Source organism: Streptomyces sp. CC224B (genome assembly GCF_030010595.1).
Classification (GTDB): domain Bacteria; phylum Actinomycetota; class Actinomycetes; order Streptomycetales; family Streptomycetaceae; genus Streptomyces; species Streptomyces longispororuber.
On the sequence record NZ_JASCXL010000030.1, the window covers coordinates 48,387 to 63,114 of the forward strand.

Sequence of the window (14,728 nt, forward strand, 5' to 3'; positions counted from 1 at the left end):
CGACGGTGTGGGTCAACGAAGATCGTCAGGAGCTTGTGTTCCAGGGGTGGGACGCAGATGGGGAGACCCTCGCGGACTGCCTCAAGAGTGGGCCGGTTCCTGACGGTGAGGGCGTCGTACGGCTGCCGATGCGAATGGTGGCAGCCATCAGGGAGGCGTGTGATGTGGCAGAGCGCTCCGCCGTTCAGTGAGCTGCTCGCGGGGTGTCAACGGTCGGCTGTGCATCTTGAGATGCGCGACCACTACGACGACCCTGACGAGGCGCCGCGCGTAGAGGCTTGGAAGACGGGATACCGCCCGGACCCTGACGACCGCTCGTCGTGGTGGCGACCCTGGTTGGACATGGTGGCGGGTGCAGTGGCCCGTGGCGTCACGATCCGCCGGGCACGGATCGTGTCGGAGCCCGTCAGTGAGTACACGCGGTACCTCTACGACGGGACGTTCGCCAACATCGCCGCTGGGGAGGACATCCGATGGCTTCCCCGGCGCAAGTCGTCCGATCTCGCGTTGCCCGGTAACGACTTCTGGGTCTTCGACGACCAGCTGGTCAGGTTCGGCTATTTCTCTGGTGACGGCACCTACCTGGGCGACGAGGTGACCGATGAACCGTCGGTAGTGAAGCTCTGTGCAGACGCCTTTGAAGGCGTCTGGAGCCGTGCTACGCCGCACGGGGAGTACAGGATCTAGCGGAACACCCACACATGTCCTCGTCTCCATCATCGAGCGTCCAGGCCGCTCGCAAGGCCCTTGCGGATCGCCTCCGGGAGATCCGCAAGGATGCCAACCTGACGGCTGCGGACGTAGCCGGCCGGACAGGGTGGTACCGGTCGAAGGTCTCACGCCTGGAGAACGCCGTAACTCCCCCGTCAGACAACGACATTAGAGCTTGGTGTCGAGCCTGTGACGCTGACGCGATGGCGGACGACCTGATCGCGGCCTCGCGGTTGGCAGACAACATGTACATCGACTGGCGACGCCTCCAGCGCACAGGACTTCGACGCCTCCAGGAGTCGTACGTCCCGCTATTCGAGCGTACGCGTTCGTTCCGGATCTACTGCTCAAACGTAGTGCCCGGCATCCTTCAAACGGACGGCTACGCGCGTGCGCTACTCGGGTCTATCGCAACGTTCCGCGGGACACCAGATGACGTCTCGGAGGCCGTGGAGGCGCGACTAGAACGCTCTCGCGTCATCCGTGAAGGCGATCACAGGTTCGCGCTGCTCGTCGAAGAGGCCGTCCTACGCCACCGCGTAGGAGGCGCGGAAGTTATGGCTGGACAGTTGGGGCACTTGCTTTCGGTCATGGCGCTTCCGTCGGTGTCTCTCGGAGTGATCCCGTTCTCTGCTGATAGGCGCATGTGGATGCTGGAGACCTTCAGCGTCTACGACGAGGCGCAAGCACAGGTCGAGTTGCTAACGGCTCAGGTGAACGTCACTGCACCCTCCGAGGTGGAGCAGTACCTCAAAGCCTTCAGGGAGTTCGCGAAGTTGGCTGTCTACGGAGCCGGGGCCCGTGCGCGCATCACTGCTGCTGTCGATGCCCTGGGATGATCCGTAGAATTCTGTAGAACTCGCTGGAGCTAGCTACAGCCACTCCGTACCGTCGTCCTCACCCAAGCACGAGGGGAAGGCGAGGGGCTATGGCTGAGTGCGAAGTAGACCGCGCGGCCCTGGAGTTGGAGCCCGTACCCGTGGAGGGGTGCGGCCCGTGTGGAGTTGCGGCGGAGGCGCGGGAGATCGCGCGGGCCGCCGGTGACTTACCCATGGTGGAGGCGTGCTCCCAGAGAATTCGGGCGCATCCGTCAACGACCGCGGACGGCGCCGGCGTTCACGTCGACCACCCATTCGTAGGGGGCTCGTGATGCCTCCTAATCAGCCTGCTCTCGTGGACGACGCCCGTGTCTCGTGTCAGCCGAACCCGTCGTGCGACGTATGCGGAGCGCTTGAGAAGCAACGCCAAGACGCCTTGTCGGCAGGACACCTGCACATTGCCGCCTCTCGTGCCCGTGAGATCCGTAAATGCGACCACGGCAAAAGGACGTCATGACCACGGCCCACCCTGAGGTACAGACCCGACGTGTCCCTGGATCGGTAGCCAAAGTGACAGTCCGGTGCAGTCACCGAGGATGTAGCTGGTCGGAAACAGCCTCCGCCAGGGACGTGGAGGAGTTGGACACCCCGATAGCCGGTCACCGGGCTAGCACTGATCACACGCATTTCAGGCGTGCGTGGGTGGAGGACATCATTGCGACATCGGTCGAAGCAATCCAGCAACGGAAAGGCCGCCGATGACTGCGCACGCAGTAGATGACCTCCAGGTGGTCCAGTACCCGCAGGAGTACGTGGGCGCCGCCTGTACCCGTCCTGACTGCCGGTGGCGGGCACCGGAGAATGCCACGCCGGAGCAGGTCGACGAGGCCTGCAAGCGGCACGCGGCCGACTTGGGGCACGTGAATTTCTGGCGCACAGCAACCGTCTTCGTGTCCGTCGACCGCGCCGCCCCGTAAAGACCCGCCCTGCCTCGTACGAGAAGCCCCGCCACCACCCCCGGCGGGAGGGGGCGAGGCAAGGGCGACCGGCCCGCGGCCATGCTGGCGCTGCCATGGCCGACGGGCACGGCCCCGACTGGCGTCTGATCGCTCGTCGCCGGTCGGGGCCCCTAAGACCCGCGCCCGACTGCTCATCACAGCGCACCGGGCGTGGTGGGCGCAGCGGGGAGGCTACGGCGGCCGTCCCAGGGTGAGGCCGAAGAGGCTGCCACTTCCCGCTAGCGTCCTGCTCGTCCTCCTGGTGTGCCCCCAGGCATACAGGAGGCGCCGCTCCTGCCGTCCCGTTGCTGGTGTCGGTGCTGGTAGGAGTGCACGGAGCCCCACCCCGGCTGGGGGGTGGGGCTTCTGCATGTTCGCAGGTCAAAAGGCCGTGAGTGCAGTGCATGTTCAACCAACTCGCGAGGGCGAACTGGAGCGGCCGTACGCCCGGATGGCGGCGGAGCTGGAACAGCGGGCGCCAGCACGCGGGTGGGCGCCGGTCTGCGGCCACCGCGTCCACAGCCGCCAGATAGCGCTCGGCGAACCGGACGCCCAGCGTGGCGGCGGCCTCGGCGTCCGGGAACGCTCCCGCGCCGACGTGCCGCCCGACCTCCTGTGTCACCGCCATATACACGCGGTTGAAGACCGCGACGCCGTCGCCGTGCGGCCAGGTCCTGTCCAGCGCGCGCATGCGCGCGATCACCGCGTCCACTCCGTGCGCCGGGTGCGTGCACTCGGCCAACCGCTCCAACCGCGCCATGGGGGCAGGGTCCCAGCCCCGGCCCGGCGGACGGGGCCGCCGGGCGGGCGCTTCCCCGAAACGGGGGACGGCGGGGCGCCCGCGACCCGGCGGGCGCCGACGGCGCGGCGGCCCCGCCCACGGCTTGCCGGGCGGAGCGCTTACGGCGCGGCGGCCGCCTACGGCTTGCCGGACGTGGCGCCACCCGCGCCCGTGTCCCGGTCGCCCGTCCCGGTCCCGTCCGTCTCCCGCCCGTTCTCCCGCTCGTCGTACGACGCGTCCTCCCGCTCGTCGTACGACGACGTCCCCGCGTCCAGGAGCGGCTCCTGGGTCTTCAGGTGGGCGGGCGCGAACGCGCGCAGCACGTGGTAGCCGGTGATCACCACGAGGGTGCCGAGGGCGATGCCGCTGAGGGAGAAGTTGTCGGTGAACTTCAGGGAGACGTTGCCGACGCCGATGATGATGCCCGCGGCGGCCGGGACCAGGTTCAGCGGGTTGCGCAGGTCCACCCCGGCGTTGATCCAGATCTGGGCGCCGAGCAGGCCGATCATGCCGTACAGGATGACGGTGATGCCGCCGAGCACGCCGCCCGGGATCGCGGCGACGACCGCGCCGAACTTCGGGCACAGGCCGAAGAGCAGCGCGAAGCCCGCCGCCGCCCAGTACGCGGCGGTGGAGTAGACGCGGGTCGCGGCCATCACGCCGATGTTCTCGGAGTACGTGGTGTTCGGCGGGCCGCCGACGGCCGTGGACAGCATGGACGCGGCGCCGTCCGCGGAGATCGCGGTCCCCAGCTTGCCGTCCAGGTCGTCGCCGGTCATCTCGCCGACGGCCTTGACGTGGCCGGCGTTCTCGGCGACGAGGGCGATCACCACGGGCAGCGCGACGAGGATGGCCGACCACTCGAAGGCCGGGGCGTGGAAGGAGGGCAGGCCGATCCAGTCCGCGTGGCCGACCGCCGAGAAGTCCAGGCGCCAGTGGTCGGTGACCTTGCCGGAGCCGTCCGCCGAGTGGATCTTCCCGAAGACCGCGTCGAGGGCCCAGGACAGCGCGTAGCCGAAGACCAGGCCGAGGAAGATGGCGATCCGGGACCAGAAGCCGCGCAGGCACACCACGGCCAGACCGGTGAACAGCATCACGAGCAGCGCCGTCCACTGGTCCTGCGGCCAGTAGGTCGAGGCCGTCACCGGCGCGAGGTTGAAGCCGATGAGCATGACGACCGCGCCGGTGACGATCGGCGGCATCGCCGCGTGGATGATCCGCGCGCCGAACCGCTGCACGGCGAGGCCCACCACGAAGAGGGCCGCGCCCACCACGAACACGGCCCCGGTCACCGTCGCGCTGGAGCCCCCCTGGGCGCGGATCACCGCGGCCACGCCCACGAACGACAGCGAGCAGCCGAGGTAGCTGGGCACCCGGCCGCGGGTGGCGAGCAGGAAGATGACGGTCGCGACGCCCGACATCATGATCGCGAGGTTCGGGTCGAGGCCCATGAGGACCGGGGCGACGAACGACGCCCCGAACATCGCCACCACGTGCTGGGCGCCGAGCCCGGCCGTGCGGGGCCACGAGAGCCGTTCGTCGGGGCGGACGACGGCCCCGGGCGCGGGGGTGCGCCCGTCGCCGTGCAGTCTCCAGCGCACGCCGAGATCCATGGTGAGTTCGCTTTCTGTGCGCGGGACGATCAGCGTCGACATGTTAATGCGACGTAAGGACCAGGTCTTTTCGAGTCCCCGCGCGCCCCGGCCCGCTCACCGCCTGGTGGAAGGCGGCGGCCCTCAGCTCTTCCGCTCCGCCGGCGCCGCCTCCGGCGCGGCCGTGCCCGCCGCCGGGCGCCCGTTCGTGCGCAGCACCCCGGCGAACGCCATCAGGCCGCACGCCAGGACCGTGACCAGGCCGAAGGAGGCGACCAGGCTCGTGGCGTCGGCGAGCGCGCCGATCGCCGACGGGGCGATGAGGCTGGAGGTGTACGTGATGGTGGCGACGCCCGCGATGGCCTGGCTCGGGTTCGGCCCGCTGCGCCCGGCCGCCGCGAAGGCCAGCGGGACGACGACCGCGATGCCGAGGCCGAGCAGCGCGAAGCCGGTCATGGCGAGCGCCGCGTGCGGGGCGGTCACGACCAGGAGGCCGCCGAGCGCGGCGCACGCCCCGCCCACCCGCACGGTGCGGACCGCGCCGAACCGGTCGACCACCTTGTCGCCCGCGAACCGGGCGACGGCCATCGTCAGCGTGAAGCCGGTGGTGCACGCGGCGGCCAGGCCCGCCGAGGAGTCCAGCACGTCCTTGAGGTACACCGCCGACCAGTCCAGGCTCGCGCCCTCGGCGAACACCGCGCAGAACCCGACCGCGCCGATGAGCAGCGCCGACCTCGGCGGCAGCGCGAAGCGCGGCGGCGGCTCCTCCTCCGGGGTGCTGCGCAGGTCGAGCACGCCCTGGCAGACGACGAGGCCCGCCACGGTGAGCACCGCCGCCGCGAGGGCGTGGTGCAGCCGCGCGTCCGCGCCCAGGTGGGCCGCGACGGTGCCGCCCGCCGAGCCGAGCAGGGCGCCCGCGCTCCACATGCCGTGCAGCCCCGACATGATGGACTTCTCCAGGCGGTTCTCGACCTCGACGCCCAGCGCGTTCATCGCGACGTCCGCCATCCCGGACGTCGCGCCGTACACGAAGAGGGCCGCGCACAGCGTGACCATGTTCGGCGCGAGCGAGGGCAGCGTGAGCGCCAGCGTCCACAGCGCGAGCAGCCCGCGCAGCGCCGTACGGGCGCCGAAGCGATGGCTCACCCAGCCCGCCAGCGGCATCGCCAGCGAGGCCCCGACCGCCGGGAAGGCGAGCGCAAGGCCGAGCATGCCGGCGCTGACGTCCGCGTGGTCCTGGATCCACGGCACCCGGGTCGCGAACGACCCGGCGACCGCTCCGTGCACGCAGAAGACGACCGCCACGGCGAGCCGCGCCCGGCTCAACCGTTCCTTGCTGTACGCCACTTGGCCCTGCCCACTCATGTGCTCCACCCCTCCACGGTCCCGGTCGGAACCGCCGCAGTAAACTATCAGGAACCCTGCCTGATAGAAGAGGGGCGGGAAACCGAATATCGCGCGCGACCGCGCGGCCGCCCCGGCGGACCGGCGTGAGCGCTGTGGAAGGATCCGGCCATGCCCGCATCACCGAGCACCGCACGGGCCATCAACGACCGGCTCGCGCTGCGCCTGCTGCAGCGCGAGGGTCCCCTGACGGCCGGGCGGCTGAAGGAGCTCACCGGCCTGTCCCGGCCCTCCGTCGCCGACCTCGTCGAGCGGCTGCGGGACGCCGGCCTGATCACGGTGGTCGGCGAGGCGGGGGAGCGCCGCCGGGGCCCGAACGCCCGCCTGTACGGCATAGTCGCCGACCGCGCCCACCTGGCCGCGCTCGACGTCCGCACCGAGAGCGTGGCCGTCGTCGTGGCCGACCTGCTCGGCCGGCCGCTCGCCGAGGCCTCGCTGCCCATGGGCGACGGCACCGGCACGGGGCGCGCCGTCGAGCGGGCCGTCGCCCTGGTCGAGCGCACCGCGGGCGCGGGCGGCGCCACCCGGCTGCACACCGTCGGCGTGGGCGCCCCCGGCCTCATCGACCCGGCCACCGGGGACCTGCGCGACTCGGCGGGCCTGCCGGCCTGGCACCGGCGCCTGGTGGCCGCGCTGACGGAGCGGCTGCCCGCGCGCGTCCTGGTGGAGAACGAGACCAACCTCGCCGCCCGCGCCGAGCAGCGCGACGGCGCCGCCCACGATCAGGACACCTTCGTCCTGCTCTGGCTCGGCGCGGGCGCGGGCGCGGCCGTCGTCCTGGACGGCGTGCTGCGCCGGGGCGCCTCGGGCGGCGCCGGCGAGATCGGCTTCCTGCCGGTACCCGGCACGGGCGGCCTGCCGACGGCGACCGCCTGCGACGGCGGCTTCCACTCGCTCGCCGGGTCGGCGGCGGTGGCCGACCTCGCGGCGGACCACGGCCTGAAGGCCGAGCCGGAGCCGGGCGAGCTGCCCGCGGCCGCGCTGGTGCGGCACGCCGTCGACACCGGCGACGCGCCGTTCCTGGCCGCGCTCGCGGACCGGGTGGCCATCGGCGCGGCGTCCGTCGCGGCCGTGCTCGACCCGGGGTGCGTGGTGCTCGGCGGCGAGCTGGGGCGGGCGGGCGGCGAGGCCCTGGCCGCGCGCGTGGCCGAGCGGGTCGCCGCGATGTCGCCGCTGCGCACGGAGGTGCGGGCCAGCGCGCTCGGCGGCGCGGCGGTGCTGCGGGGCGCCCTGCTCACGGCCCGGGACGCGGCCCAGGAGGAGCTGTTCGCGACGGGGGCGTGAGCGGCGCCGGCGCGCCCCGCACACCGACCGGATCCTCCAGCCCCCGACAAGCCGACGGCCCCGACGGGCAGGAGGCCCCGGCCCACGGGGAGGAGCGGGCCGGGGCCTCCGGCTCGTCGGGGAGGCCAGGGAGGCCGGGAAGGCCAGGAAAGGATGGAAGCCCGGCGGCGGGGCAAGGGCACGTTCTTCCCGCCGCCGGGCGTCTGCGGGGAGGGCGCGGGAAGCGGTGTCCCGCGGGCCCTCCTCGGTCACGGGTGCCCGGTCAGGGCGTCAGCAGGCCCCCAGGTCCTGCCAGACCCCCCACTGCCCGGTGGAGCCGGGCTCCTCGCCCTTCGTCCACCACTTGGCCTTCCAGGTGTGCGCCTTGTGGGACACGGTCGTCCCGGAGCCGTACTCGGAGCTCGCGCTCCAGGCGGGCGCGGTGCACTTCCCGGGCGGGTCCGTCGGCCCGGGCGGGTCGGTCGGACCGCCGCCGCCGGGCTCGACCACGGTGGTGCCGCGGGCCAGGTCACCGGCGAGCGCGTACGTCGTGCCGCCGATGGTCACGGTCCAGTTGGACGGGGTCGACACCGGCAGGTAGTAGTTGAACGACAGGTCCACGGACGCGCCGGGCGCCAGCGTCTGCCAGGCCGGGAGCTTCAGCGAGACCCGGTGGAAGTCGCCCTTCAGGCCGCCGACGTTGTTCCCGGTGTGGCCGCTGCTGATCACCTTCGTGCCGAAGCCGGACTGGTCGGAGGCGTTGGCCGGGGCGGAGGTGGAGTAGTCGAACTGGAACTCCGTGCCGCCGGGCAGCGTCGTCCTGGTGTTGTTGGTGATCTTCAGCTTCGGCGTGATCGGGTAGTTGGAGTCGCCGAGCTTGAAGTCGCCGAACTCCACGCCGATGTCCACGGCCTTGCTCGGCAGCTCCTTGCCCGCGACCTTGGCGCCGTACGGCGAGGCCGACTTGAACTTCTCGTACATCGCCGTCGTCAGCGTGTCGCCGATCTCGTACTGGCCCTTGGCGGCGTCGTACCGGTAGTCACCGGCCAGCTCCCAGACCATGGTGCCGCCGATGCCCTTGTCGACCACGTAGTCGGCCTTGGCCTTCACCGACTGCTCGTCCTCGGTGGACAGGAAGACCTTCTTCTCGGCGTTCCACAGCCAGGGCGCGACCAGCGTGGAGTCGTACTTGCGCGCGTAGGTGCCGGTGAGCTTGGTGCCGGCGGGGAAGCCGTACTTGGTCACGTAGTCCCCGACGACGCCCTTCTCCAGGTTCTTGGCGTGCCACATCGGGTTCGAACCGGCCGGGGACTCCTTGCCGTTGTCGTCCTTGTCGTGCCACAGGTTGTCGATGCCGACGGCGCCGTCACCGCACTTGGTCAGGCCCGACCCGGCCGGGCAGTTCGTCGTGGCTGCCTTGCCCCACAGCCCGTCGGTGCCGCCCTGCACGTTCTTGAAGCCGCGCGTGTAGTACGGCAGGCCGATGTTGATCCGGCCCGCGGGCATCGAGCCGCGGAAGTAGTGGTACGCCCAGTCGGTGTTGAGGTAGCCGAGGCCGCCGTACTGCTGGCTGCCGTACACGCCCGCCGCGGCCAGCTCGGAGTCCTTGCCGTCGTCGTACAGCGAGGCGTTGGGGCCGACGTGCTCGTTCCACGCGCCGTGCAGGTCGTACGACATGATGTTGACGTAGTCCAGGTACTTCTGGACCTGGAAGGTCTCCATGCCGCGCAGCAGGTAGCCGGAGGAGGGGGCCGCCACCGTGAGCAGGTAGTGCCTGCCGTCGGCCGCGCCCGCCTTGTCGAGCTTCTGGCGCAGCGTCTTCATCAGCGCGGCGTAGCCCTTGACCAGGCCCGCGCGGCGGCCGTTGGCGAGCTGCCAGTCCAGCGGGTTGCCCGCGTCCTTCATGGTCGTCGGGTACTCGTAGTCGATGTCGACGCCGTTGAAGCCGTACTTCTTGAGGAACGCGACGGTCGAGTCGGCGAAGGTGTCGATGCCCGCCTGGTTCACCGAGCCGTCGGCGTTGGTGGCCATCGAGTAGAAGCCGCCGGAGTTCACGCGCTTGCCGTCGTCGCCGAAGTAGCCGCCGGTCTCGGCCCAGCCGCCCACGGAGACCAGGGTCTTCACGTCCGGGTGCTTCTTCTTGAACTTGTTCAGGAGGTTGAAGTGGCCCTTGTAGGGCAGGCCCGGGTCCATCTCGGCGCCCGCGACCCCCGGCCAGGTCATGCCGGTGGCGGGGTTCTTCTCGCCGTCGGAGCCGACGGAGATCCTGTTGTCCTTGCCGACGTGTGCGAAGGCGTAGTTGAGGTGGGTGACCTTGTCCCAGGGGATGTCGGAGGCGAGGTAGGCGGGCTCGCCGTTCTTGCCGGTGCGCCAGCCGGTGAAGTAGCCGATGACGCGGCGCTGGTGGTCGGCGCCCATCTTCTCGCGGCCGTCGGCATCGTAGACGGAACAGTAGGGGACGTCGACGCCTGGTGTGCTGTACAGGCCGTCGGGTCTGCAGGACTCGTTGTCCGCGGCGTGCGAGGTCGTCGCGGTGAGCGTGCTCAGGAGCAGACCGGCGGCGGCGGTGCCGGCGGCCAGGAGCGTGACTCTCGCGCGTGTGGGGGTGGGCACGTGGTTCCTCCTGGGGAGGCTGGTGTCACACAACGAACGGGGACGGCGGCCCGCGGCGTGCACACCGGCCGGGCCACTCCTCGGAGGTGACGCAGACGCTAAGAGGACTAGACCAGAGCGTCAATAGGTATGGACCAATAGAAATGCGGAAGGTGGCCTGTCAGTTCTTGGCCGGATCCGGACCACGGCATGGCGGAGTCCTGACGGGCGCCGGATCGGTTTCCGGTCAACTCCTGGCCAGCGACTGCCGCGTTTCTGCCGCACTTCTGACGGATTCCTGGCGGGTTTCTCGTGGATTCCTGGCGGAGTTCTGACGGGGTTCTGATGTGCTTCTGACGGATTTCTGACCGCATAGGGGGCGAAGCGGACTCCCCGCCTGATAACGAGGCCGCTGTGAGCCAGTCCACAGAAGGCGCCCCGCACGCCCACGACCAGCCGTGGCACACTGGCTGGGTACCAGCAGCAGCGCACTCCGGGGTCGGTGTAATTCCGAACCGGCGGTTACAGTCCGCGACCCGGCCACCTCCAGTGGCCGGTTGACCAGGTGAAACTCCTGGACCGACGGTGAAAGTCCGGATGGGAGGCAGTGCGCGGCGAGCGGGCACACCTCTGTGTGCCGACCCGCCGTAGTGGCTTGTTCCGTACCCGGGACAGGTCTCCTCCGGCGTCGTCGGTCCCGTGTGCTCCCGCTCGTCCTTGCCGTCGTCTTCTCGACGCGCCCCGGAGTCCGTGCCCGAAGAGGCAGGAGGACCCGGTGGCCACCCAGGCCGAAGCAGCCGCCATGCGGCACGCCCTCGCGCTCGCCGCGCGCGGACTCGGCTTCACCAGCCCCAACCCGGTCGTCGGCTGCGTCGTCCTCGACGCCGCCGGGCGCACCGTCGGCGAGGGCCACCACCAGCGCGCGGGCGGCCCGCACGCCGAGGTCCACGCCCTGCGCGCGGCCGGCGACCGGGCCCGCGGCGGCACCGCCGTCGTCACCCTCGAACCCTGCAACCACACCGGCCGCACCGGCCCCTGCGCCCAGGCGCTGCTCGACGCCGGGATCACCCGCGTCGTGTACGCGGTCGGCGACCCGAACCCGGCCGCGACCGGCGGCGGCGCCGCCCTGCGCGCGGCCGGCGTGGACGTCGAGGCGGGCCTGCTCGCGGCCGAGGCCGAGGCGGTCAACGCCGCCTGGCTCACCTCCGTGCGCCACGGCCGCCCGCACGTCACCTGGAAGTACGCCGCCACCCTCGACGGCCGCACCGCCGCCGCCGACGGCACCAGCCGCTGGATCACCTCCGCCGCGGCCCGCGCCGACGTGCACCGCCTGCGCGCCGAGTGCGACGCCGTCGTCGTCGGCTCCGGCACCGCCCGCGCCGACGACCCGCACCTGGCCGTACGCGGCCCCGCCGCCGAGGCGGGCGCGCGCCAGCCGCTGCGCGTCGTCGTCGACACCGAGGGCACCGCCGTCCGGCCCGGCGCCCGCGTCCTGGACGACGCCGCGCCCACGCTGATCGCCGTCGCCGAGGACGCGCCCGCCCCGGCCGGCGCCGAGGCGCTGCGGCTGCCGCGCGCCGGGCGCGGCCTGGACGTCACGGCCCTGCTCACCGCCCTGCACGCCCGCGACGTACGCTCCGTGCTCCTTGAGGGCGGGGCCACCCTCGCGGGCGCCTTCGTCGCCGCCGGGGCCGTCGACCGCGTCGTCGGCTACCTCGCGCCCGCGCTGCTCGGCGCGGGCCCCGCCGTCCTCACCGGCGGCGGAATCACCACGATCGCCGAAGCGTTGCGGCTCGACGTGACCGAGGCCGTCCGCGTCGGACCCGATCTGCGCGTCACCGCCGTCCCCGCGGGCGCCACCTCCGCGTCCGCCGCCCCGGCGGCCGCCACCGCCGCGTTCCCCACCCCTGCCACGAAGGAGCACTGAGCGTGTTCACCGGAATCGTCGAAGAGCTGGGCGAAGTCACCGCCGTCGAGACCCTGGCCGACGCGTCCCGCTTCCGCCTGCGCGGTCCCGTCGTCACCGACGGCGCGAAGCACGGCGACTCCATCGCCGTCAACGGCGTGTGCCTGACCGTCGTCGAGCGCGAGGGCGACGAGTTCACCGCCGACGTGATGGCCGAGACGCTCGACCGCTCCAGCCTCGGCGCCCTCGTCCCCGGCGCGAAGGTCAATCTGGAGCGCCCCACCGCCGTCGGCGCCCGCCTCGGCGGCCACATCGTGCAGGGCCACGTGGACGGCACCGGCACCGTCCTCGACCGCAAGCCCTCCGAGAACTGGGAGATCGTCAAGGTCTCCCTGCCCGGGAACCTGGCCCGCTACGTGGTCGAGAAGGGCTCCATCACCGTCGACGGCGTCAGCCTCACCGTCGTCGAGGCCGGCCCCGACCACTTCACCGTCAGCCTGATCCCCACGACGCTCGCGCTCACCACGCTCGGCGTCAAGCAGCCCGGCGACCCGGTCAACCTCGAGGTCGACGTCATCGCCAAGTACGTGGAGCGCCTGCTCGGCAGCCGCGCCGGAGCCGAGGAGACCACCCGATGAACGCGCCGCACCTGGACTGGCTCAACGGCGAGGCCTTCGCCGCCTTCGGCCAGCACATCATGTGGTCCGACATGATCGGCAACAGCATCGGCCTCGTCGCCCTCGCGCTCGGCTGGCGCCGCTCGGTGTGGACCTGGCCCGCCCAGTTCCTCTCCGGCCTGATCCTCGTCGGCGCGTACGCCTCCGCCCAGCTCAGCGGCGGCGTCGGCAAGCAACTGCTGGTGATAGCCGTCGCCCTGTGGGGCTGGCACCAGTGGACCCGCGGCACCCGCAAGGCCCAGGACGGCTCCATCGCCGTCCGCTTCGCCACCTGGAAGGAGCGCGGGCTGCTCCTCGGCGCCACCGCCGTGGGCACCCTCGCCGTCGGCGCCCTGTTCACCGCCGTGCCCGACCTGTCCTGGAACCCCTGGCCGGACGCCTACATCTTCGTCGGCACGCTCGCCGCGATGGTGGCCCAGGCCCGCGGCCTCGTCGAGTTCTGGTTCGCCTGGCTGCTCGTCGACATCGTGGGCGTCCCCCTCGCGTTCTCCAGCGGCCTCGCCTTCTCCGGCCTCGTGTACGTCGTCTACCTCGCCCTCGTCCTGTGGGGCCTGCGCGACTGGTGGCTGCGCTCGCGCGCCGCGGCCGCGCCGCAGCAGCCGCAGCCCGTCATCGAAGGAGCCCCGGCATGACCACCCACACGCCTCCCGCCGCCCCCGAGGACACCAGTCCTGTGCACCCCTTCTCGTACACCGCCGACAACTCCGAGGACCTCTGCCTCGATCCCGTCGAGCTGGCCGTCCGGGACATCGCCGCGGGCCGCCCCGTCGTGGTCGTCGACGACGAGGACCGGGAGAACGAGGGCGACCTCGTCATCGCCGCCGAGAAGGCCACCCCCGAGATCGTCGCCTTCATGATGAGCGAGTGCCGCGGCCTGATCTGCGCCCCCATGGAGGGTGCCGAACTCGACCGGCTCCAGCTTCCGCAGATGGTCGCGCACAACACCGAGTCCATGCGGACCGCCTTCACCGTCTCCGTCGACGCGAGCACCGCGCACGGCGTGACCACCGGCATCTCCGCCGCCGACCGCGCCACCACCCTGCAGATGCTCGCCGGCGGCAAGGCCGGGCCCGACGACTTCGTGCGCCCCGGCCACATCTTCCCGCTGCGCGCCAAGGAGGGCGGCGTCCTCGCCCGCGACGGCCACACCGAGGCCGCCGTCGACCTCGCCCGGCTCGCGGGCCTGCGCCCGGCCGGGGCGATCGTCGAGATCGCCGGCGAGGACGGGCGCATGCTCCGCCTGCCCCAGCTCGTCCGCTTCGCCCGCAAGCACGGCCTGACGATCATCTCCATCGAGGACCTGATCGCCTACCGCCGCGCCGCCGAACCCACGGTCCGCCGCGAGGCCGAGGTGCACCTGCCCACCTCCTTCGGCGAGTTCACCGCGTACGGCTACCGCTCCACCGCCGACGGCGTCGAGCACGTGGCCCTCGTGCACGGCGCCATCGACGACGGCGAGGACGTCCTCGTGCGCGTCCACTCCGAGTGCCTGACCGGCGACGTCTTCCACTCGCTGCGCTGCGACTGCGGCCCCCAGCTCCAGGAGTCCATGCGCCGCATCGCCGCCGCCGGCCGCGGCGTCGTGGTCTACCTGCGCGGCCACGAGGGCCGCGGCATCGGCCTGCTGTCCAAGCTGCGCGCGTACGAGCTCCAGGAGCGCGGCAGCGACACCCTGGACGCGAACCTGGAGCTGGGCCTGCCCGCCGACGCCCGCGACTACGGCGCGGGCGCCCAGATCCTCGACGACCTCGGCGTGCGCAGCCTGCGCCTGCTGACCAACAACCCCGACAAGACCGAGGCGCTCACCCGCCACGGCCTCAAGGTGGTCGCGCGCGAGCCGATGCCGGTCACCGCGGGCGAGCACAACCTGCGCTACCTGCGCACCAAGCGCGACCGCATGGGCCACGACCTGCCCTGGCTCGACGCCACGGACATGTCCGCCTGCGGCAACCAGTGACCCCGTTCTGCACCGTCCACCCCACCACC

The 14,728-nt window shown here is 71.9% G+C and carries 11 protein-coding genes, 1 pseudogene and 1 riboswitch; of the genes and pseudogenes, 8 read left to right on the plus strand and 4 right to left on the minus strand.

Features of this window, described 5'->3' with window-relative positions; genetic code table 11:
• The first annotated feature begins 162 nt into the window (after positions 1 to 162).
• From QK440_RS14700 to QK440_RS14710, 3 genes are all read left to right on the plus strand, one after another.
• Entirely contained in the window at positions 163 to 687 is a 525-nt protein-coding gene (locus QK440_RS14700; RefSeq protein ID WP_282793529.1) for a DUF6879 family protein, read from the plus strand.
• A gap of 14 nt (positions 688 to 701) precedes the next feature.
• On the plus strand, positions 702 to 1,550 hold the full coding sequence (locus QK440_RS14705) for a helix-turn-helix transcriptional regulator (RefSeq protein WP_282793530.1): 849 nt from the start codon (positions 702 to 704) through the stop codon (positions 1,548 to 1,550).
• A gap of 737 nt (positions 1,551 to 2,287) precedes the next feature.
• A complete protein-coding gene (locus QK440_RS14710; protein ID WP_282793561.1) occupies positions 2,288 to 2,506 on the plus strand; it encodes a hypothetical protein in 219 nt (72 codons plus the stop codon).
• Between the two features lie 421 nt (positions 2,507 to 2,927).
• Here the strand turns inward: QK440_RS14710 and QK440_RS14715 are convergent.
• The 3 genes and pseudogenes from QK440_RS14715 to QK440_RS14725 all read right to left on the minus strand — a co-directional run.
• Positions 2,928 to 3,287, minus strand: a pseudogene (locus tag QK440_RS14715) (DUF5995 family protein); the annotation flags it as partial.
• A gap of 158 nt (positions 3,288 to 3,445) precedes the next feature.
• A complete protein-coding gene (locus QK440_RS14720; protein WP_282793559.1) occupies positions 3,446 to 4,921 on the minus strand; it encodes a solute carrier family 23 protein in 1,476 nt (491 codons plus the stop codon).
• A gap of 123 nt (positions 4,922 to 5,044) precedes the next feature.
• The gene (locus QK440_RS14725) at positions 5,045 to 6,265 is read right to left on the minus strand and encodes an MFS transporter (protein WP_282793531.1); all 1,221 of its coding nucleotides are present in this window, start codon (positions 6,263 to 6,265) and stop codon (positions 5,045 to 5,047) included.
• 150 nt (positions 6,266 to 6,415) lie between these two features.
• On the opposite strand from QK440_RS14725, the gene QK440_RS14730 reads away from it, so the two are divergent.
• Positions 6,416 to 7,588, plus strand: coding sequence for an ROK family transcriptional regulator (locus QK440_RS14730; RefSeq protein WP_282793532.1), 1,173 nt, complete (start codon positions 6,416 to 6,418; stop codon positions 7,586 to 7,588).
• 270 nt (positions 7,589 to 7,858) lie between these two features.
• Here the strand turns inward: QK440_RS14730 and QK440_RS14735 are convergent, their stop codons facing one another.
• Positions 7,859 to 10,180, minus strand: coding sequence for a chitinase C-terminal domain-containing protein (locus QK440_RS14735; RefSeq protein WP_282793533.1), 2,322 nt, complete (start codon positions 10,178 to 10,180; stop codon positions 7,859 to 7,861).
• Between the two features lie 463 nt (positions 10,181 to 10,643).
• Positions 10,644 to 10,774: riboswitch (FMN riboswitch) on the plus strand.
• 160 nt (positions 10,775 to 10,934) lie between these two features.
• Here QK440_RS14735 and ribD point away from each other — a divergent pair.
• Genes ribD through QK440_RS14755 form a run of 4 tightly spaced genes read left to right on the plus strand, consistent with a single transcriptional unit; the run spans position 10,935 to position 14,699 of the window.
• Positions 10,935 to 12,086, plus strand: a complete 1,152-nt coding sequence (ribD, locus tag QK440_RS14740) for a bifunctional diaminohydroxyphosphoribosylaminopyrimidine deaminase/5-amino-6-(5-phosphoribosylamino)uracil reductase RibD (RefSeq protein ID WP_282793534.1) — start codon at positions 10,935 to 10,937, stop codon at positions 12,084 to 12,086.
• Positions 12,087 to 12,088: 2 nt separating this feature from the next.
• Complete coding sequence (locus QK440_RS14745) at positions 12,089 to 12,703, plus strand: riboflavin synthase (protein WP_282793535.1); 615 nt, start codon at positions 12,089 to 12,091, stop codon at positions 12,701 to 12,703.
• Entirely contained in the window at positions 12,700 to 13,374 is a 675-nt protein-coding gene (locus tag QK440_RS14750; protein ID WP_282793536.1) for a nicotinamide mononucleotide transporter family protein, read from the plus strand. Before QK440_RS14745 ends, QK440_RS14750 begins: the two co-directional genes overlap by 4 nt.
• Complete coding sequence (locus QK440_RS14755; protein ID WP_282793537.1) at positions 13,371 to 14,699, plus strand: bifunctional 3,4-dihydroxy-2-butanone-4-phosphate synthase/GTP cyclohydrolase II; 1,329 nt, start codon at positions 13,371 to 13,373, stop codon at positions 14,697 to 14,699. Before QK440_RS14750 ends, QK440_RS14755 begins: the two co-directional genes overlap by 4 nt.
• Positions 14,700 to 14,728: the final 29 nt, after the last annotated feature.